Raw genomic sequence first — 20,806 nt, 5'->3', positions numbered from 1 at the left:
GCCTGTGCTCAATTGTGCTGGCCGTTTTACTTGTCTTTCATACCAAGATCGCGTGCAGCAAGATCCAGCATTTTATTGGAACTGTTGCGCGCCCGTTCTTTATCGCGCAGCCGTATGGCTTCAATCAGTTCCAGATGTTCGGAAATGGCCTCATCGCGGCTCGCAACTGCATCATTGGATGTGTAAAGCGTATAGCGCAATGCGGCTTCAATAATGCCGCAAAGCTGGCGAAAGACCTGATTATGGCTTGCCCGCAACAGAGCGATGTGGAAGTCAACATCGCCCTGCGTGAAGGCTTCAATATCGCTGCCCGCCTCATTCATCCGGTTCCATGCTATTTCCAGCGCCGCAATATCCATGGCGGATGCGCGTTGTGTTGCCAGTTCGGCAGCGACCGGTTCAATCGCGCGGCGGGCTTCCAGAACGCAGAGCAATAAATCCAGATCGACGATGCGCGGCCCCAGCCAGTCCAGCACTTGCTGATCCAGCAGATTCCAGTCGTCTTGTTCGCACACAACTGTGCCGATACGCGGCTTACCGCGCACCAGCCCTTTGGACTCCAGTGTTTTTATCGTTTCGCGGATGACCGTGCGGCTGACGCCATATTCTTCACACAGATCATTTTCGCGGGGCAGCATTGAGCCCGGCTTGAAGCGGCCATTGAGAATGTCAGCGGCGAGCGTCGCAGTGATGCTTTTTTGTACCCTTGGCCGCGTTGTACGGGAAGGGGCATTCAGGCTCTGCTCAGACATTTCGGTCACGGCTTTTCTTTCGTTTTAATCCGGCCATCCGGTTGTTCAGTTTCCGGCTTTAATGCAGGCTCTGATCATAGTCATAGGGTTTGACAGACGGAAACCGCAAGGCACTCAGTTGTTTAATTATGTATAATGAACAATTTTAAATCATCATACAAGAATTATTGACTGGTATGATGATTTGTTTTAGCGTGACCGTTGATGGAGGACATCAGCGTCATGACAAGGCTGTGGGAGCTTGAGATGACGTGCAATCTTTGGGAGGAAAGATATGCGCTTTTTAAAAACGGCTGCTTTAGCCGGAATGATGGCCGGTGTGGTTTTCACGGCTGTTGCAGGAGCATCTGCAGCCTATGCGGCGGATGTGAAAATCGGCTTTGTTGTAAAGCAGCCGGAAGAACCATGGTTTCAGGATGAGTGGAAATTTGCCGATGTAGCGGCAAAGGAAAAAGGTTTCACTCTTGTCAAAATCGGTGCGGAAGACGGTGAGAAAGTGCAGTCTGCACTGGATAATCTGGCTGCACAGGGCGCTACCGGTGTGATCATCTGTACGCCGGATGTGAAGCTCGGGCCGGGTATTGTTGCCAAGGCCGAGGCCAATGGTCTGAAATTGATGACTGTCGATGACCGTCTTGTCGGTGCGGATGGCAAGCCGCTGGAAGATGTGGCGCATATGGGGATTTCCGCCACCAAAATCGGTGAGGAAGTTGGCCGCGCCATCAGCGAAGAAGTCAAAAAACGTGGCTGGGACTGGAAGAATGTCGGTGCAATCCGTGTTTCCTATGACCAGTTGCCGACTGCCGTTGACCGCGTCGAAGGCGCGCTTTCTGTTATGAAAGAAAACGGATTGCCGGAAGCCAATATTTTTGCGGCGCCACAGGCAAAAACCGATACTGAGGCCGCGCTGAATGCATCCACTGTTGTTCTCAACAAGAATGCGGATATCAAATATTGGGTTGCTGTTGGCCTCAATGATGAGTCCGTGCTTGGTGCGGTACGCGCAACGGAAAGCGTTGGCATTCCGTCAGAGAATGTTGTGGCGGTTGGTATCGGCGGTGCGGAATCTGCGATTAATGAGTTTAAAAAGCCTAGCCCGACCGGTTTCTACGGCACTGTAATCATCTCGCCAAAGCGTCATGGTTACGAAACAGCGATGAATATGTATGCGTGGCTGGCGGATGGAAAAGAGCCTGAAAAGCTCATTCTGACATCCGGTCAGCTAGCCTTGCGCGATAATTACGCGGAAGTCCGCAAGGAACTCGGCATCGAGTAATTCTGCACGGGGCCGGAGCATACAGCGTTCTGGCCCCCATTTCTCAGAAATTATTGTTCAAGTGGTGCAACCACTGCTGAGAGACAGGTGCGGCATGGCTGACTTTCTGACCTTTAAAAATATTTCAAAGTTCTATCCCGGTGTTAAGGCGCTGACAGATGTGTCTTTCAGTGTTGCTCAAGGGGCTGTCCACGGGTTGATGGGAGAAAACGGGGCGGGTAAATCCACGCTCATCCGTGTTCTTTCCGGCGATCAGCAGCCGAATAGCGGCGAGATCATTATTGATGGTGTGGTGCAGAAATATGCATCCGTGCGCGATGCTTTTCATGCCGGTGTGATCGTTATCCATCAGGAACTGCAACTGGTGCCGGAACTGAGTGTTGCGGAAAATCTGTGGCTCGGGCGCTTTCCTGCCAAAGCGGGCATTATCAGTTTTAAAGCGCTGGTAAGTGCTGTCGGCGAAAAATTGCGGATGATCGGTATTGATATCGACCCTGCCACCAAGGTTGCACAGCTTTCGATCGGTGAGCGGCAGATGGTTGAAATCGCCAAAGCTGTGATGCTCGATGCGCGTATCATCGCGCTCGACGAGCCGACGTCATCCCTGTCATCTCGGGAGAGCGAAATCCTGTTTCGCCTGATCGGCCGTCTGAAGGCTGAGGGCAAGATCATTCTTTATATCTCGCATCGTCTGGATGAGATTTTCCAGCTTTGCGATAGTCTGACTGTGCTGCGTGACGGCAAACTGGCCGCCCATCATCCGAGTCTTGAGAATGTTACCCGCGACCAGATTATCTCTGAAATGGTGGGGCGGGAGATCAATAATATCTGGGGCTGGCGCGGTCGCGATATTCGCCAGAATATATTGCTGAAGGTTGAAAATCTCAGCGGCAGTAAATTACCGGAGCCTGTGAATTTTGAGGTGCGTGCCGGTGAAATCTTAGGATTTTTCGGTCTGATCGGTGCCGGACGTTCCGAGATGAGCCGCCTGATTTATGGTGCCGATCACCGGCGTACCGGCAGGGTGGATGTTGAAGGTGTTACCGTAGCTGCAGATGATCCGCGCAGTTCCATCCGTGCAGGTATCGTCCTTTGTCCTGAAGACCGTAAATTTGATGGTATTGTTCAGGGGCGTTCGATTGAAGAAAATATCGCTATTTCTGCCCGCAGACATTTTTCCCCGTTTGGCTTGATCCGCCCGAAAAAAGAGGCGGAACTGGCTGAAACCTATATCGGAAAATTACGGGTGCGTACGCCGTCGCGCAAACAGAATATCGTCAATCTCTCCGGCGGCAACCAGCAGAAGGTTATTCTCGGCCGCTGGCTGGCCGAGCAGAATATCAAGGTACTGATTATTGACGAGCCTACGCGCGGTATTGATGTGGGCGCCAAGGCAGAGATTTATGAAATTCTCTATCAGCTTGCTGAAAGCGGCATGGCGATTGTGGTGATCTCCAGCGAACTGCCCGAAGTCATGGGCATCTCAGACCGGATTATGGTGATGTGCGAAGGGCGGATTGCCGCCGGATTTGATCGTGCTGATTTTAATGACCGCGCCATTCTCACGGCGGCACTACCGGATAAGACCGTCGCTGAAACGGCAGCCGGATCATTACAAAAGGTATCCTGAACGATGGTTTCAATTAAAAAAATTCTGCTTGGTGAACAAGGGCTTGTGGTGATTTTTCTGCTGGCCTTTGCAGTGGTGGCGCTGACAGTCCCTAATTTTCTGACTGAACGGAATATGCTCGGGCTTCTGCAATCGGTGGTAACCATCGGCATTGTTGCCTGCACGATGATGTTCTGTCTTGCATCGCGCGATTTCGATCTTTCCGTCGGTTCCACTGTCGCCTTTACCGGCATGATTGCGGTGATGGCGTCCAATGCTACCGGTTCTATTTTTCTCGGATTGCTGGCCGCTTTGGCAGGCGGTTTTATCGTCGGGCTGTTCAATGGTGTTGTGATTGCGAAATTTCGTATCAATGCGCTGATTACCACGCTGGCGACAATGCAGATTGTGCGCGGGTTGGCGCTGATCTCCAGTGATGGCCGTGCGGTTGGTATTAATGATCCGTCTTTCTATCAGCTGGCACTGTCAAAATTTTTAGGCATTCCGACGCCGATCTGGGTGATGGGACTGCTGTTTGTCATTTTCGGATTTGTGCTCAACCGCACAGTCTTCGGTAAGAATACGCTGGCAATCGGCGGTAATCCCGAAGCATCGCGACTAGCCGGTGTGAATGTGGATTCCATGCGTATCTGGATTTTTGCCCTGCAGGGGCTGGTCTGCGGTATTGCCGGTATTTTGCTGGCATCGCGTATCACATCCGGTCAGCCGAATGCGGCAACAGGACTTGAATTATCTGTCATCTCGGCTTGTGTTCTTGGTGGTGTTTCTCTGGCTGGCGGTCGTGCTGCAATGCTGGGCGTGATTGTTGGCGTGCTGATTATGGGGATTGCCGAGAATGTCATGAACCTGCTGAATATTCAGGCATTTTACCAATATGTTGTGCGCGGCTGCATTCTTCTCATTGCTGTGCTGCTGGATAATCTGCGCTCAAACATGATCGGTTTCAGAGGATGAACACTGATGAGTGACGCTGTTTACGCATTGGTCGATTGGGGAACGAGCAGTTTTCGCCTCTGGATGACAAATGCACAGGGGCATGTGCTGGGGGAAAGCCGCAGTGATGAAGGTATGATGCATTGTGCCTCAACGGGTTTTGCACCGGTGCTGGAAAAGCATTTGCATAAGCTGGAAGCGGGGCCGGATCTGCCGGTTATGATCTGCGGTATGGCCGGTGCACGGCAAGGCTGGGCGGAGGCACCTTATATCAGCCTGCCTGCTCAGCTTGATGGTCTGGCAGATTATGCGCTCAAATTAGAAAACCAGACACGCGATATCCGTATTTTGCCCGGACTTGCGCAGTGTGATGCATCCGCAGCCAATGTGATGCGCGGTGAGGAAACCCAGCTTGCGGGTATTGCCACATCGATGCCTGATGGTCTGATCTGTATGCCCGGCACGCATAGTAAATGGACGAGGCTGGAAAACGGTGTTGTGACGCAGTTTGCGACTTTCATGAGCGGTGAACTCTTTGCGGTACTGTCTCAACATTCTATTCTCAGACATGCGGTGGATACGGGTGTGGCTTTTGATGAAAATACACCTGCTTTTCTCCGTGCTGTTGAAAAGACATGCGCGGAACCGGCACGGATGGCCGAGGATATTTTTGGTATCCGTGCAGCACAACTGCTTGGTTTTGAAGAGCAGTCTGAGGGAGCCGCTCATCTTTCCGGTCTGTTGATCGGCGCAGAGGCGGGCAGGGCAAAACAGCTTTATGGCGCGGGTACAATCGGGCTGGTGGCTTCGGGGAAACTCGGCCGGTTGTATCAGGCCGCTCTGGAGAAAAACGGTTTCAGCATCACTCTGCTGGATGGCGAGATTGCAGTCCGGCAGGGGTTATTTGTGGCGGCAGCCAGAGTGTGGCCGGTAACATATCATGCGTGATGGAGAGGGAAGCACAATGTCATCTGTCATCTGGCCGAATTTGAAACGCTCATTGGTGGCGATCATTCGCGGTATCCGCAATGATGAGGTTGAGCCGGTGCTTGAAGCTCTGATTACAGAAGGGTTCGAGATTATTGAGATTCCGCTGAACTCACCGGAGCCGTGGGTTTCGATTGAGCGCGCGGTGAGGTTATTCGGTGACAAAGTGCTGATCGGTGCCGGAACCGTGCTGACAACAGAAGATGCACAGCGGCTGGCAGATATTGGCGGGCGGATTATGGTGAGCCCGAATACGGATGCCGATGTTATCCGCCATGCAACTTCCTGCGGGCTGATTACCATGCCCGGTTGTTATACGGCGAGTGAAGCTCTGCTGGCGATCCGCAATGGCGCTTCCGCATTGAAGTTCTTTCCTGCCGGTTCCCTTGGCCCTTCAGGCATCGCGGCGATTAAAACCATTCTGCCGAAGGATGCTGTTGTCGGGGCTGTTGGTGGTGTTTCCGACCAGAATTTCGGAGATTATGCCCGCGTGGGTGTGCGGACATTCGGCATAGGCTCCAGCCTTTACAGATCGGGGGATAGTGCGGAAACCGTGCAGGCAAAAGCCCGTCTGACAATCACAGCCTATGATGAGGTGTTTGGTGGTGCGCATGGCTGAGATATTTGTGTCCGCTGCGTTGAATGCACCTTTGTGTAAGCTGGGTGAGGGGCCGGTCTATGACCCGCATACAGATACGGCATGGTGGTTTGATATTCTGCAATCCAAACTCTGCGAATATCAGTTTCAAAACGGTGTGAGCAGGCAACATGATCTGCCTTTTGCCGCCAGTGCCCTTGCGCGGGTGGATGAGTATCGCCAGCTCCTTTTCACAGAGCGCGGCCTGTATCTGCGCGATGTGGCAACGGGCGACCTGTCTCTGCATTGTGAAATCGAAGCGGATAACCGACTGACCCGCTCCAATGATGCGCGTGTGCACCCATCAGGGGCATTCTGGCTTGGCACAATGGGCTGGCAGGCTGAACAGGGTGCAGGCGCAATCTACTGGTATTTCAAAGGTGAATTGCGCAAGCTTTACGATGATATCACGATCAGCAATGCGATCTGTTTTTCACCGGATGCCACGGCCGGATATTTTGCCGATACAGCTTTACGTCAAGTGATGCGTGTGCCGCTTGACCCTGAGAATGGTTTGCCGGTTGGGGAGCCGAAACTGTTCCTCAATGATTTTCCCGCAGGCAATCCCGATGGTGCGGTTGTGGATGCGGATGGTAATTTTTGGGTTGCATTGTGGGGTGGATCGCAGATTGCCGGATATGCACCGGATGGCAGTTTTCTGCGTTCAATTGCTCTGCCGGTTTCTCAGCCGAGCTGTCCTGCTTTTATCGGCAAAACTGCCAGCCAGATGCTGGTGACATCCGCATGGGTCGGGCTGGATGACGCAGCGCGACAGCAAGAGCCAGTGGGGGCGATATTCATCATGGATCTGCCGTTTCAGGGCAGGTTTGAACCCGATGTCAAAATCATCTGACCGGAGGTTGCCATGAGCATCATCACGTTGAAAAACCAACAGTTTGAAACGCATATTGCTAGTCAGGGCGGCACGGTACATGGCTTGTGGTGGCACGATCAGGGGCGGATTATTCCTTTGCTGCGTGAAGCAAAACATGCCGATGCAATACCGGTTGAAACAGGTGGTTTTCCGCTTATTCCGTTCGGCAACCGTATTCCGCAAAATCACTTCAGTTTTGAGGGGCGGGACTATCATTTTCAGGCGAATACAGATGATGATCCGCTCTATATTCATGGCGAAAGCTGGCAAGGTCTCTGGCAGATTGCAGAGCAGTCAGAGAGCCGGCTTGTGCTGCGCTTTACCTATGACAAAGCCGATGCTGCTTTTATCTACGAAGCGGAACAGAATTTTGCATTGGATGAAACCGGTTTCACTCTCTCCATGCGTGTGACGAATAAAGGGGACAGAGCCATGCCGTTCGGCCTTGGCTGGCATCCTTATTTTCATCTGACTGAGCAAACGCAGCTACAGCTCAACGCGCAGAAAATGTGGACGCAAGGTGCGGGTTATTTACCGGAAAACCGCGTCAATATTCCCGATGATCTGAATTTCAGCAGCATGAAAAAAATCCCCGATCATTGGGTGAATAACGGGTTTGAGGGCTGGGACGGCACTGCGACACTTGTCTGGCCGGAACAGAATACAGCTCTGACCATGAGTGCCGACCCGTTATTTGACCGGTTTTTTCTCTATGCGCCGCATGGTGTGCCGGAGCCGCAATCCCGCTCGGATTATTTTTGTCTGGAGCCGATGTCTCATATGGCGGGCGATCATTGCCGTGACGGTTATGGTGATCTGAAAATATTGCAGCCTGCTGAAAGCCTGTCAGGAACCATTCGTTTGCAGCCTGAGCACATTCAAAAATCAGGTCTATAAAAGGGTAACAGAATGAAAATCACCAAGCTCACGACCTATATTGTGCCGCCGCGCTGGCTGTTTGTGAAAGTGGAAACCGATGAGGGTATTTCCGGTTGGGGAGAGCCGATTGTTGAAGGGCGTGCGCTGACAGTTGAAGCGGCGGTGCATGAGCTGTCTGATTATCTGATCGGCAAAGATCCGTTTCTGATCGAAGACCATTGGAATGTCATGTATCGCGGCGGGTTTTATCGTGGTGGTGCTGTGCATATGAGTGCCATTGCCGGTATTGATCAGGCGCTATGGGATATTAAAGGCAAGGCACTGAATGTGCCGGTGCATCAGTTGCTGGGCGGACAATGCCGCGACCGGATTAAAGTCTATTCTTGGATCGGCGGCGACCGTCCGTCTGATGTGGCACGCAATGCCAAGGAAATGGTGGAACGCGGTTTTACAGCATTGAAGCTCAATGGAGCGGAAGAGCTACAGATCGTTGACAGCTATGCCAAGATCGATGCGATTGTCGAGACGATTGGTACAGTGCGTGATGCGGTTGGCCCGCATGTCGGGATTGGGGCGGATTTTCATGGCCGCGTGCATCGCCCGATGGCGAAAGTGCTGGCCAAAGCGCTCGATCCGTTCCGGCTGATGTTTATTGAAGAGCCGGTTTTATCCGAGAATTATGAAGCGCTGAAAGAGATCGCTAATCATACGTCCACGCCGATTGCTCTGGGGGAGCGTCTTTATTCCCGCTGGGATTTCAAGAATATTCTCTCCGGCGGTTATGTGGATATTATCCAGCCGGATCTGTCCCATGCGGGCGGGATCACCGAATGCCGTAAGATCGCTTCAATGGCTGAAGCCTATGATATTGCACTGGCGCCGCATTGCCCGTTAGGGCCGATTGCTCTGGCTGCCTGCCTGCAGATTGATGCGGTGAGTTATAATGCCTTCATTCAGGAGCAGAGCCTGAATATCCATTATAATCAGGATAATGATATTCTGGATTACATCACCAATCGTGAGGTCTTCGATTACAAAGACGGCTTTGTGGCTATTCCGCAAAGGCCGGGTCTGGGTGTCGATGTTGATGAAGCCTATGTGATTGAACGGGCTAAAACCGGCCATCGCTGGCGCAATCCGGTGTGGCGTCACGAAGATGGCAGTTTCGCTGAATGGTAATGCGGGCGTTCGAAAAGGATAAATATCATGGCTGATCGTCTGATCGGAAAACGCATTGTTGTCACCGGCGCAGCACAGGGGATCGGCCTTGCGATTGCGCAATGTTTTGGCCGCGAAGGTGCGGCGCTGTTCCTGATTGATACGGATGGGGCATTGCTGGAAAAAGAAGTGCTGGCCTTACGGGAAAGCGGCGTTACGGTGGGCTTTGCTCAGGCGGATATTTCCGATGCCAAAGCGATTGAGAATGCTTTCATTCGGGCCGATGCGGAAATCGGGCAGATTAATGCGCTGGTCAATAATGCGGGGATCAATGTCTTCAGCAAACCGCTGGAAATGGATGATGAAGCATGGAACCGTTGCTTCGACGTTAATCTGAAAGGCGCGTGGAATTGTTGTAAGGCTGTGCTGCCGCGTTTGATTGAGCAGGGCGGCGGCGCTATTCTCAATATTGCTTCCACCCATTCCTTCACGATTATCCCGCACACATTTCCTTATCCGCTGGCGAAACATGCCTTGCTGGGTATGACCAAATCTCTGGGGCTGGAATATGCGCCGCAGCAGATACGAGTGAATGCCATTGCACCGGGCTATGTGCTGACGCAGAAGAATGTGGATTACTGGAACAGTTTTCCTGACCCAGAGGCAGCAAAAGCTGAAACCATGCGGTTGCATCCGGGCGGGCGCATTGCCAGCACGCAGGAAATCGCGATGGCGGCCGTGTTTATGATTTCAGATGAGTGTCCGTTTATGACCGCAACCTGCCTGACAATCGACGGCGGTTTAAGTGTTTTGCAACACGCGGTTTAAGCATCGCGTAAATGAGGGAGATCAGCCCACCGGACTGATCTCCTGTTTTTGTAAGAAGGCTGTGCCGCCGGCTGCCTGCACGGCCAGACTGCCGGACTGAATACCGGCATTGAGCGCCGTTTGTGCATCTGCGCCTAAAAGCCATGCATTGATGAAACCGGCATTGAAGGCATCGCCTGCACCGGTGGTATCAATAACCGGCACATTCTCGGCTTTGGCGTGAAGATTATGCTCATGTGAGCGCAGCCATGCACCTTCCGCACCGCCTTTTAATACGGTGACGGGAAAGGTTTCTGCGAGTTTATCGAGAGCGTCTTGCGGATCTTCAAAACCGGTAATCGCCAGTGCTTCTTCTTTATTCGGCAGGAAGATATCAATACCTGCGCAAGCCGTAAGCAGAGCCGGATCATAGATCAGGGTCTCATCCCAGCTTGGATCAAGCGAGACTGTGAGGCCGTGTGCCTTGGCACGGCGCACAAGATCAGGAATCTCATGCAGCGTTGCATATTCCGCAATATGCAAATGACCAGCCTGTGACCAGTTGAGCGCGGCATCCAATGTTGCAGGCAGTGCAGTGCCTGCACGCCGTGACAGGAAAGCACGGTCATTGCCGATGACGCTGGCAACAGTCACCTGAGGGCCGGCATCTGCCGAGCGCTCCAGAAATTGCAGATCAATGCCTGCGGCTTCCAGCTCCGGTGCCAGACCGGCGGACAGAGCATCCAGACCGAGCCGTGCCACAAGCGCGGTTGTGCGGCCGGTATGCGCCAGATGCGCGGCGGTGATATAGGCACCGCCACCGGCTGCCATTTTCAGATTATCGGCAAAGACTTCACGTCCCGGTTCCGGTAAAGCTGCCAGACCGGTAAAAATCAGATCGCAGTAAATCCGCCCGATGCTGAGAACGGCCGGATGCTGATTGTCTTTCAAACTCATAGACGTCCCAGACTTTTCTCTGTCGCCTTGTCAAACAGATAGAGACTGCCACTGGCTGCGCGTGCAGTCAGCGTGCTGCCGGTGGCCGGAATGAATTTGCCCGATGCAGTAGCGATTACTGCGGTGCCCTGTACATCAATATGCACCAGTGTTTCAGGACCCAGCGGTTCAGCCGCGGTGACGGTGCCGGTCAGTTCAATGCCTGCCGGTGCAGAGGCATCATTGCCGGTGACAACCATCAGATCATGCGGGCGGATACCGACCAGAACATCGCCGTCCGTTGCGAATTCCACGCTGTTGCCGTTTTTACGGCCCGAGATCAGGTTCATCGACGGGCTGCCGATAAAGCGGGCGGTAAAGACATCAACCGGATTTTCATAAAGCTCGGTCGGTGTGCCGGTCTGCAGAATGTTTCCGTCGCGCATCACCACAATACGGTCAGCCATGGTCATGGCCTCCACCTGATCGTGGGTTACATAGACGGTTGTGGTCTTGAGGCGCTGGTGCAGACGCTTGATCTCAATACGCATCTGGGCGCGAAGCTGCGCATCCAGATTGGACAGAGGCTCATCAAACAGGAAGGCAGACGGATTGCGCACCATCGCACGGCCGATAGCAACGCGCTGACGCTGGCCACCGGAAAGGGCGGCAGGGCGGCGATCCAGATATGGCTCAAGTCCGAGAATTTTTGCGGTTTCTTCAATACGGGCATTCTTATCCGCATTGGAGATTTTGGAGGTATAGAGACCGAAACCGATATTCTGACGGACAGTCATATGCGGATAGATCGCATAATTCTGGAACACCATCGCAATATTGCGTTGTTTTGGGTCACGTTCATTGACGACTTCATCGCCGATTTTCAGTTCACCGCCGGAAATGTCTTCCAGACCGGCAATCATGCGTAGCGTCGTGGATTTGCCGCAGCCGGAAGGCCCGACGAAAACGACAAATTCGCCGTCGGCAATTTGCAGATCAATGCCGCGCACGGCCTCAACCTTGCCATAGCGTTTCACCAGCTTGTTCAGTTCGATCGTTGCCATCAGCGTTTCTCCACCAAGGCCTGAAATTTATCATTGAGTTCGCGTGCGGCTTTGGCCTCGTCTGCGGCTTGTGTGTCTGCAAGGCTTGCAAAAGCATTGGCCTGATCGCGATATGCTGTCAGTGCCTGTGCCATCGGTTCCGGTGCAGGGCCGCCGAAACGATCACGCACAGCGATGAAATGCTCCGGCGAAACCAGTTCTTCAAACTTTGCACGGTCGAAAGACGGGTCTCTGCCTGCCGCATGTTTGAAGGCTTCAAGAAACGGCTCATAGCCGTCCTGTGCCAGACCGCCGCCTTTGGCGACAACGGCTTTAGCCACGGTTGCTGCAATTTCATGCGCCTGACGGAAGGACAGACCTTCAATGCGCACCAGTGAATCTGCCAGTTCGGTAATGGTAATGCAGGAACGGCGGATATTGTCGGCAACACGTGCCGGATCAATACGGATGGCCTGTACAAAGGCTGCCAGCAGATCGAGAACGCGACCAGCAGAAGCAAAGGCTTCATAGCCCATCTGTTGTGTTTCGCCTTCACTGTCATTCATATCGGTGAAAGGCGTATTATGGATCACATCCAGCACAGTGCGGGCGCGACCCATAGTCTGGCTTGCCAGATGGCGCATATGCTCAATCGGCACCGGATTGCGTTTCTGCGGCATGATCGAAGAGATCTGCACAAAAGCATTCGGCACATAGATCTGGCCAACTTCGAAGCTCGTCCAGAACTGGAAGTCCTGAATGAGACGGCCGAGATGGATAAACATCAGCTCAATCGCGGAATAGGTTGAGGTGATGTAATCCGAAGCAGCGATACAGCTGTAAGAATTGCGTAAAGGCGCGGCAAAGCCCAACAGGTCAGCCACGCGTGCGCGGTCGATGGGAAAACCTGAGGTGGTGATGGCTGCCGCGCCCATAGGTGACAGGTTGACGATTTCACGCGCTGTTGCAAAACGCTGCATATCGCGGATCAACACTTCAATTGCTGCGGACAGATAATGGCCGAAGGTTGAAGGCTGTGCAGGCTGACCATGCGTATAGGCAACGATCAGTGTTGCCTGCTCGCGGTTTGCAGTTTCAATCATCGCATCGAGCAGATGACGGGATTTGGCCAGCAGAATATCAATATGTTCTTTGAGGCCGAGCTTGAACAGCGTGTGGTCGATATCATTGCGTGAACGTGCGGTATGAAGGCGACCGGCAATATCCGCACCGAGGCGGGACTTCAGTTCTTTCTCGATCAGGAAGAAAAAGTCTTCAACCTCACCCGTATAGGTGAGCGATGCGGGATCAATATCACGGTCGATCTGCTCCAGCGCACCGGCGATTGCCGATGCCTGTTTCTCGTCGAGAATGCCGGTTTCCGTCAACATGACCAGATGGGCGCGGTCAATGCGGCGGAAGCTTTCCACGTGGTGGGTTTTAGCGCCGTCAAAAAGCGGTTTCAGCACGGTCTCCTTGTAGACCGGATCAGGGAAAACGCTTTTATCGGCAAGGCGCGGATCGTTTACAGACATTATAGTATCCTTATCCCTTCAGGCCGGCCAGCATGACGCCGCGCACGATATAGCGCTGCAGCAACAGGAACACGAGCAGGGTTGGCAGGGTGGCGATAGCGGCGCCAGTCATAATCATTTCCCACTGGATCGATTGCTCGACCGCGAAACTCGAAAGCCCGACAGGCAATGTGTAGAGTTCCTTGCTGGTGGTGACGATCAGCGGCCAGAAGAAGGCCGTCCAGTTACCGAGGAAGGTGAAGATTGCCAGAGCCGACAGTGCCGGTGTGACCAGCGGCATGGCCACTTTCCACCAGATCTGGAATTCGTTCAGGCCATCCACACGGGCAGCTTCGAGAAAGTCATTCGGCACGCCTTCAAAGAACTGCTTCATCAGGAAGGTACCAAAAGCCGTCATCATGCCCGGGAACATGATGCCCCAATAACTGTCGAGCCAGCCGAGTTTGCTGGACATCAGATACCAAGGGATCACCAGCATTTCGGTCGGGATCATCAGCGTTGACAGAATGGCGAGGAAGATGAAGTGGCGGCCACGGAACTGGAATTTTGCCAATGTGTAACCGACAAGACTGTCGAAGAACACATTGGATAATGTGACGACAACCGCGACGAACATCGAGTTGAAGAACCAGCGCAGGAAGCGGCCGTCTGCCAGAATGGTGACATAATTCTGCACTGTCGGGTCAGCCGGTATCAGACGCAGATCATAGACCTGACTGGCGGTTTTGAACGAGGTGGAGAACATATAGGCCAGTGGCGTGACCATGATGATGCCGCCGATAAACAGCAGTGTCCATGTGAGGACGCGGCCTGGCCGGATATTTGCAAACGGGAGTGCCGGTGTTTTGGTTTCAGCGGTCATTTCTTTTCCCTCAAGATCCACAGCTGCAACAGTGAGACAACCAGCAGAATGGAGAACAGCACGACTGTCTGCGCAGCGGCATAGCCCATGGCGTAAGACGAGAAGGCGGTTTGATAGATCATCAGCACCAGTGGCTTGGTGGAGCCAAGCGGACCGCCCGGATCATAGGTGGTCATGTTATAGACCTGATCGAAAATGCGCAGGAAGCCGATGGACGAGAAGACGACCAGAAACACGGTTGTCGGTTTCAGCAGCGGAATGGTGATTTTGCGCAGGATTGCCCATTCACCCAAGCCGTCAATGCGGGCGGCTTCATAATAGGTGTTCGGAATAGCGCGCAGACCTGCCATGAAAATGATGATCTGGAAGCCGAGACCAGCCCAGATGGATGTTGCCATAATGGAATAGAGCGCCTGATCCACCGAGCGCAGGAATGTCTGCTGCGGCAGGCCGATAGTATTGAGCATATTATTGATCACGCCGATCGGAGCAGGCTGATAGAACCAGCGCCACACCCAGCCCATTGCCGCGGCAGTGGTGAGAAACGGCAGGAAATACAGACCACGGATCAGCCCGTGCATGAAGCGCACGCGATCAAGATAATAGGCGATCACAAAAGCCAGAAACAGGCTGACCGGCGTGCCGATAAGCAAGTAAGTGAATGTATTTTTGAACACTTTCCAGAATTGTGGATCAGCGAACAGTTTTTCATAATTCGCAAGGCCGATAAATTTCGGCGGTTTCATCAGATCCCAGTTGGTCAGCGACAGCCAGAAGGCCTCAACCGTGGGATAAAACCGGATGACCGTGTAAAACAGAATAGGCAGGGCGAGAAAGCTCCACACCCAGATGAGCCGCCTTGTGCGCATGGGCAGGCGGTTCCAGAAAGTATCACCGGAGCGGGCAGCCGTCACAGTCATGGTTCAAAATACCTTATGGTACGGAAGCATATCCGGCAAAATGCGATGCGGTTTTGCGGGACTATGCGTCAAACAAATTTGGGGAATATAGCCGGAGGTTCAGCACATACCGGAAATATTCTGGCGGAGAGCCGGAACTCATCCGCAGTTTCATGCAGTCTGAAGATGATGAAACGATATTCCGGTGTGCCGCCGATTGATGACAGCGGCACACCGTCTTTTCAGAGATTACTGCGCATCATCGATGATGGTCTGTTCTGCTTTTGCAGCTTCAGCCAGCGACTCTTTCACAGGCTGTTTTTCCAGAACCACACGGTTCACCATATCCATAGCGGTCTGACGCTGGGCTGCTTCATCCACAAACATGGTGGTGTGCGCATAGTCCAGACCTCTGAGGAACGGGCCGTAGATCGGGTCTGCCAGATTGGCTTCAGTCTGGGCAACCGCACGACGTGCAGGTAGTTCACCAACTTCTTTGAGCCAGATTTCCATCGCTTCCGGCGAGGAGATATAGTTCAGGAATTTCTTGGCAGCTTCCAGTTTTTCGCCTTTTGCATTGGCACCGATACCGTTTGCAAAATAGCTGGCATAGTTGGAACGCACACCTTCAGCATTGGCCGGCAGTTCGGTAACGCCCCATTCAAAATCCTTGATGGTACGGAATGCGCCGAGGCGGAAAGTACCGTCAACAGTCATGGCAGCCATGCCTGCACGGAACGCAGCCTGACCTTCATCCATGAATTTCAACTCGCCGACTTTTTTCTCTGTCTGCAGGTCGGTGTAGAATTTCAGAGCCTTTTCACCGGCTTCGGAATCATAGGTGACTTTGCGGTCATTGTCGGTGTAAGGCGCGCCACCATACTGGCGGATCAGCACTTCACGCCACCAATGGTGATCCTGTCCGGCCATATCCAGAGTAATACCGGCGGTGGTCAGATTGCCGTTTGCATCGCGCTTGGCTGTTTTTTCCGCTGCTGCAACCAGTTCATCCAGTGTCTTTGGCGGGTTTTTCGGATCCAGACCGGCTTCTTCAAACAGTTTCTTGTTGTAGAACAGCGCCAGTGAGCGCACGGCAGTCGGCAGACCATAATAGTCTTCGCCGCGCTTCATCGCACTGGTGATCGGGAAGAAATCGCTTTCGATCTTATCATGCGGGAATGTATCGGTTGGCAGCGGCTGCAAAATTCCGCCTGCTACGAATTTATCAAGCCAGCCGTAGAAAAGCTGCATGACATCAGGGCTGTTGCCAGCCATTTTGGCGGCAATCACGCGGGTCTGATAATCATCATAAGGGAAGGTGGTGTGCTTGACCTTGATGTCCGGATTGGCTTTTTCGAAATTCTCGATCAGCTTGTCCATCGCTTTAACGCGCGATTCAAAGACATATTGCCAATATTCAATTTCAACAGCCTGCGCTGCATTGAGCGCCATTGTGCTGAAGCCTGCGAGCAATCCCGCAAATAATAGTTTACGCATGTGAACCTCCCCTTATGACCTCCGGCTGTTGCCGGTATCAGGCAAAAATACAGTTTTGTGCATGTTGTTTCCGAAACGGCAGCCCGTTTTGGGGTGACATGCGTCAGCGATCAGTGTTCGGAAATTGCATCTCGTCAAAGACCGGTTGGCAGCTTTGCCCCTTCAGATGCGTTTTCCTCCGCAGAGCTGCCCTCTACGGTCACTATTTTACAGGCTTTTGTCAATAAGATAATTTACTTGAGTTAATCTATTGCGGTTATGAAGGCTCTCGCTTATCATTTTTTGAGACGGGCAGGACGGAGCAGCATGGGCGCACAGCCGGCAGGTACACAATCGGGCATAGAATCAGGCACACAGCTGATTACTTTGGGTAAAAACCCCGAGCGAATCCGCGATCACAATCGTCGGGTGGTGCTGGATATTGTGCGTCAGCACGGCTCTTTGGGGCGGATGCATATTGCGCGCCTGACCCATCTGACGGCTCAGGCAATTGCGAATATTGTCGATGAACTGGTCTGTGAAAATCTGTTGATGGAGACCGGAAGGCTCAAATCCGGCCGCGGTCAGCCGCCTAAACAATTCGCAGTCAATCCTGACGGCGCTGTAACGATGGGTGTTGAAATGGCATCCGATCACATGGTGACGACGGTGCTTGATCTGACAGGGCAACCCCGTTCCCGCCATATTACACCCGTGCATGATACCAGCCCTGACGCGCTTTCTGGCTTGTTGCGTATACAGGTTGATACTGTGAAAGCGGAGTTTTCCGCACCGTTGCTGGGTGTCGGGGTGGTGATGCCGGGGCCGTTTGATATTGAAGGCATGACTTCTGTCGGGCCGACCACTTTGCCCGGCTGGTCAGATGTGGATGCGGCAGCCATTTTAGGTGAGGCTTGCGGTGAGCCGGTTACCATCGAGAATGACGCGAATGCGGCAGCGGTGGGAGAGCGCCTGTTTGGTGCGGGACATGCCATTTCCTCTTTTGCGATGATCTATTTCGGCGCCGGTGTCGGTCTTGGCATGATTCAGGACGGTGTGCCGTTTCGCGGCGCTTTCGGCAATGCCGGTGAAATCGGACATATTGTGGTGGCGCCAAAAGGGCGAGCCTGCCCCTGTGGTCAGTCCGGTTGTCTGGAGCGCTACGCCTCACTGTATGTCCTGCGGGAAAAGCTGGCTTTGGCGGGCGTGACGGAAACAGATTTTGATGATCTGCAGAAATTGCATGACAGCGCCCATCCGGTGCTGATGGAATGGATGGACGAGGCCGCACTCTATCTGGCGCCGATGATTGCCATGATCGAAAATATTCTCGATCCGGAAACGGTAGTGCTGGGCGGTATGTTACCCGATACGATTATCGACGGATTGATTGCACGGATGGGGCAGTTGCCGATTTCCGTTGCGAGTCGCCGCAGCCGTGCTTTGCCGCGTGTGCTGCGCGGTCATACCGGGCAATTTACGGCGGCTTTGGGTGCCGCAGCTCTGCCTTTGTTTGAAGCGATGACCCCGAAACTGGATACGCTCGCTGACTTGTAATTCATCTTTGTGAGGAGGCATCCGGTGCTGACTGACCGCCAACATATTGAACGACAAAAATCGGCACCGGCTCTTATGCGCCTGCATCATGCGCTGAGCCGGTTGCGCTCGGTGGTTACAGTGATGAATACCGGCGCACATCCCGATGACGAGCAAAGCGGGTTACTGGCTTATTTCCGTTTTGGTGCGGGTATGCGGGTGATTGTCGGTTGTTCCACAAGGGGTGAGGGCGGGCAGAATGCACTGGGGCCAGAACGCGGCGGTGCATTGGGGCTGATGCGCTCCCGTGAAATGGAAGAAGCCGCACGGATACTGGATTGCGATATTGTCTGGCTTGGTCACGGGCCTGATGATGCGGTACATGACTTTGGCTTTTCCAAAGATGGTGACCGGACTTTTGACCGCTGGGGTGAGGAGCGTATTGTCGAGCGTCTTGTGCGTGCCTATCGCAGTGAGCGGCCGGATATTGTAATTCCGACATTTCTTGATGTGCCGGGTCAGCATGGTCATCACCGTGCGATGACCCGCGCGGCAGAACGAGCGATTGCGCTGGCTGCTGACGATCAGGCTTTTCCTGAGCATTTTGCGCAAGGGCTCAAGCCTTGGCAGGTCACCAAATATTATCTGCCTGCATGGTCTGGCGGGGGCGATACTTATGATGATGAAGTGCCGCCACCTGAAGCGACTGTGATTGTCCATGCTGACAAGCGCGAACCGGCAACGGGTGCGGATTATGACCGCATCGGGGAATGGTCGCGTTATTATCATGCCTCGCAGGGTATGGGACATTGGCCGGAAGAGCCAAAAACGCAATGGCCACTGCATCTGTTGCTGGCAGAGAAGACCGGTGCGGAGGTTTCCGTTCTGGATAATCTGCCAGCTGATCTGGCAACCTTAGCGGCTCATGCGGAGATGCCTGAACCTATCGTTCAAGCATTGCAAGCTGCGCAAAAAGCGATTGATAGTGCCATTGCCGCGTTCCCTGACCGTGATGCAATCATCGCTTCTCTGGTATCGGCTGCGCACAATATTGATACTGTCCGAGCTAATGCACCAACAGATTTTCTATATGCACAGGATCATCGCCTGTTGCGGAAAAAGACCGAGATTGATGCAGCACTGATTGAAGCTGCAGCGATTTTTGATAGTGCGGAGCTGAACCCGCCGGTGATGTCACCTGCCGGTGAAGCTTTGTTGCAGGTGCGGTTTGGCGCTGATCATGCGCAATATCAGGCGCAGGTTGAGCCGGTTTTGCCGGAACATTGTGCGGCTTATGTGCATGAGACAACCGCGACCACTCAGTCCTTTGATATAAAGGCCGGAGCAGAGGCGGCTTTCAGTCCGCTTTATCGGCCGGTCTGGTCTTCGCTTGGTGGTAATGGCGAATTCTATTTTCGGGTAACGGCACAGTTCTCTGACTATCAGGCCAAAGCGAGTTTTGATCTTGCGGAACAATTTGCGCTGGTGCCTGCCCAATCTGTGCGGATTGAGCCGGAAGCGGTAATTGTTCCGCTTGATCCGGCAGGCGAGACACAATGGCCGGTGAATGTAACTGTCAGTGGTGATCCGCAGCCTGTGCGTTTTATCAGCACCGGTGGCTGGACGGTTGTGCAGAGCGCCGATAGCACGACACTTCATGCACCGGAAAAACGGGAAGCCGGACTGTTCCGCTTACAAGCACAAATTGCCGGTCGTGATGCAGTGCGGCAGACGCCAATTGCCTATCCGCATATCGGGCAGGTGATGTATCGCGAGCCGGAATTATTGAATGTGCTGGTGCTGGATCTGAAACTGCCACAGGGCGCAAAGATCGGCTATATCGGTGGTGGTGCTGATCGTGTTGGTCTGTGGCTGAGCCGTATGGGGCTTGATGTAACGGAACTGGAGCCAAAATATCTGGCCGGTGATTTGCAGCAGTTTACGTGTATCGTTGTCGGTATTTTTGCCTTCGGTCTGCGGCGCGATCTAGCTGAGGCAACCGTGCACCTTCATAACTATGTTGAAAATGGCGGTCATTTGCTGACGCTTTATCATCGTCCGACCGATGGCTGGAACCCGCAGACAACACCAGTGCGTCCATTGAAAATCGGCTCGCCCTCACTGCGCTGGCGGGTGACTGATCCCGCAGCGACTGTCACCGTTCTGGCACCGGAGCACAGATTGCTCAACTGGCCGAATTGCATAACAGATAAAGACTGGCAGGGCTGGAACAAAGAGCGCGGGCTGTATTTCGCCTCTCATTGGGATGAGGCCTATCAGCCGTTATTGTCGATGCATGATGCTAATGAGCAGCCATTAACCGGTGCGCTACTGTCTGCACGGATTGGCAAAGGGCGGCATACGCATACCAGTCTTGTGCTGCATCACCAGATGGACAGGCTGGTTGCGGGGGCATTCCGTCTGATGGCCAATCTGGTGAGTGGCGCTGATGATGAGAGTTTGTCTGATATTTAGGACAGTCTAGTGCAATTCTACTGACTACTGCAAAAATCTGAACTGATTATGTTTCTGTCAACAACGCACTTTGGTGCTTATTCCTGACACAGGAACAAACGGACAGGTGTA

General features: G+C 53.3%; 18 protein-coding genes. 11 read left to right on the top strand and 7 right to left on the bottom strand.

What is annotated here, in order from left to right; all coding sequences use genetic code 11:
- Positions 1-26: 26 nt before the first annotated feature.
- Entirely contained in the window at positions 27-752 is a 726-nt protein-coding gene (locus BKD14_RS15520; protein ID WP_075657118.1) for a FadR/GntR family transcriptional regulator, read from the bottom strand.
- Positions 753-1,026: 274 nt separating this feature from the next.
- Here BKD14_RS15520 and BKD14_RS15515 point away from each other — a divergent pair, with 274 nt between their 5' ends.
- The 9 genes from BKD14_RS15515 to BKD14_RS15475 all read left to right on the top strand — a co-directional run bounded on the left by BKD14_RS15515 (position 1,027) and on the right by BKD14_RS15475 (position 9,954).
- The gene (locus tag BKD14_RS15515) at positions 1,027-2,028 is read left to right on the top strand and encodes an arabinose ABC transporter substrate-binding protein (RefSeq protein WP_075657117.1); all 1,002 of its coding nucleotides are present in this window, start codon (positions 1,027-1,029) and stop codon (positions 2,026-2,028) included.
- A gap of 94 nt (positions 2,029-2,122) precedes the next feature.
- Entirely contained in the window at positions 2,123-3,658 is a 1,536-nt protein-coding gene (gene araG / locus BKD14_RS15510) for an L-arabinose ABC transporter ATP-binding protein AraG (protein WP_075657116.1), read from the top strand.
- A 3-nt stretch (positions 3,659-3,661) separates the two neighbouring features.
- Positions 3,662-4,612, top strand: a complete 951-nt coding sequence (gene araH, locus BKD14_RS15505; RefSeq protein ID WP_075657115.1) for an L-arabinose ABC transporter permease AraH — start codon at positions 3,662-3,664, stop codon at positions 4,610-4,612.
- A 6-nt stretch (positions 4,613-4,618) separates the two neighbouring features.
- Positions 4,619-5,539, top strand: coding sequence for a 2-dehydro-3-deoxygalactonokinase (locus tag BKD14_RS15500; RefSeq protein ID WP_075657114.1), 921 nt, complete (start codon positions 4,619-4,621; stop codon positions 5,537-5,539).
- 16 nt (positions 5,540-5,555) lie between these two features.
- Positions 5,556-6,197, top strand: coding sequence for a 2-dehydro-3-deoxy-6-phosphogalactonate aldolase (locus tag BKD14_RS15495; protein ID WP_075657113.1), 642 nt, complete (start codon positions 5,556-5,558; stop codon positions 6,195-6,197).
- On the top strand, positions 6,190-7,068 hold the full coding sequence (locus BKD14_RS15490; RefSeq protein WP_075657112.1) for an SMP-30/gluconolactonase/LRE family protein: 879 nt from the start codon (positions 6,190-6,192) through the stop codon (positions 7,066-7,068). Before BKD14_RS15495 ends, BKD14_RS15490 begins: the two co-directional genes overlap by 8 nt.
- Positions 7,069-7,080: 12 nt before the next feature.
- A complete protein-coding gene (locus BKD14_RS15485; protein ID WP_075657111.1) occupies positions 7,081-7,986 on the top strand; it encodes an aldose 1-epimerase in 906 nt (301 codons plus the stop codon).
- Between the two features lie 12 nt (positions 7,987-7,998).
- Positions 7,999-9,147 (top strand): galactonate dehydratase, encoded by a 1,149-nt coding sequence (gene dgoD, locus BKD14_RS15480; protein ID WP_075657110.1) that lies wholly within the window; start codon positions 7,999-8,001, stop codon positions 9,145-9,147.
- A gap of 27 nt (positions 9,148-9,174) precedes the next feature.
- Positions 9,175-9,954, top strand: a complete 780-nt coding sequence (locus tag BKD14_RS15475; RefSeq protein WP_075657109.1) for an SDR family oxidoreductase — start codon at positions 9,175-9,177, stop codon at positions 9,952-9,954.
- 21 nt (positions 9,955-9,975) lie between these two features.
- Here the strand turns inward: BKD14_RS15475 and BKD14_RS15470 are convergent, their stop codons facing one another.
- The 6 genes from BKD14_RS15470 to BKD14_RS15445 all read right to left on the bottom strand — a co-directional run bounded on the left by BKD14_RS15470 (position 9,976) and on the right by BKD14_RS15445 (position 16,705).
- A complete protein-coding gene (locus BKD14_RS15470; protein WP_075657108.1) occupies positions 9,976-10,890 on the bottom strand; it encodes a sugar kinase in 915 nt (304 codons plus the stop codon).
- Positions 10,887-11,933 carry a sn-glycerol-3-phosphate ABC transporter ATP-binding protein UgpC gene (gene ugpC / locus BKD14_RS15465; RefSeq protein ID WP_075657107.1) on the bottom strand — a complete coding sequence of 349 codons (1,047 nt, stop codon included), beginning with the start codon at positions 11,931-11,933 and terminating at the stop codon, positions 10,887-10,889. The genes BKD14_RS15470 and ugpC overlap by 4 nt, the downstream gene beginning before the upstream one ends.
- Entirely contained in the window at positions 11,933-13,447 is a 1,515-nt protein-coding gene (argH, locus tag BKD14_RS15460) for an argininosuccinate lyase (RefSeq protein ID WP_075657106.1), read from the bottom strand. The genes ugpC and argH overlap by 1 nt, the downstream gene beginning before the upstream one ends.
- Before the next feature lie 10 nt (positions 13,448-13,457).
- Positions 13,458-14,309 carry a carbohydrate ABC transporter permease gene (locus BKD14_RS15455; protein ID WP_075657105.1) on the bottom strand — a complete coding sequence of 284 codons (852 nt, stop codon included), beginning with the start codon at positions 14,307-14,309 and terminating at the stop codon, positions 13,458-13,460.
- Positions 14,306-15,229, bottom strand: coding sequence for a sugar ABC transporter permease (locus BKD14_RS15450; protein ID WP_022710584.1), 924 nt, complete (start codon positions 15,227-15,229; stop codon positions 14,306-14,308). Before BKD14_RS15450 ends, BKD14_RS15455 begins: the two co-directional genes overlap by 4 nt.
- 228 nt (positions 15,230-15,457) lie before the next feature.
- Entirely contained in the window at positions 15,458-16,705 is a 1,248-nt protein-coding gene (locus tag BKD14_RS15445) for an extracellular solute-binding protein (RefSeq protein ID WP_022710583.1), read from the bottom strand.
- 306 nt (positions 16,706-17,011) lie between these two features.
- Between BKD14_RS15445 and BKD14_RS15440 the strand changes: the two genes are divergently transcribed.
- Together BKD14_RS15440 and BKD14_RS15435 are read left to right on the top strand one after the other, a co-directional pair.
- A complete protein-coding gene (locus BKD14_RS15440) occupies positions 17,012-18,241 on the top strand; it encodes an ROK family protein (protein WP_075657104.1) in 1,230 nt (409 codons plus the stop codon).
- A 24-nt stretch (positions 18,242-18,265) separates the two neighbouring features.
- Positions 18,266-20,695: a PIG-L family deacetylase gene (locus BKD14_RS15435; protein WP_075657103.1), complete on the top strand. Its 2,430-nt coding sequence runs from the start codon at positions 18,266-18,268 to the stop codon at positions 20,693-20,695.
- The last annotated feature ends 111 nt before the right edge of the window (positions 20,696-20,806 follow it).

The sequence above is a fragment of the Pseudochrobactrum sp. B5 genome, from assembly GCF_001939785.1.
Taxonomy (GTDB): Bacteria; Pseudomonadota; Alphaproteobacteria; order Rhizobiales; family Rhizobiaceae; genus Pseudochrobactrum; species Pseudochrobactrum saccharolyticum.
This window is presented reverse-complemented; position numbering and strand designations above follow the sequence as displayed.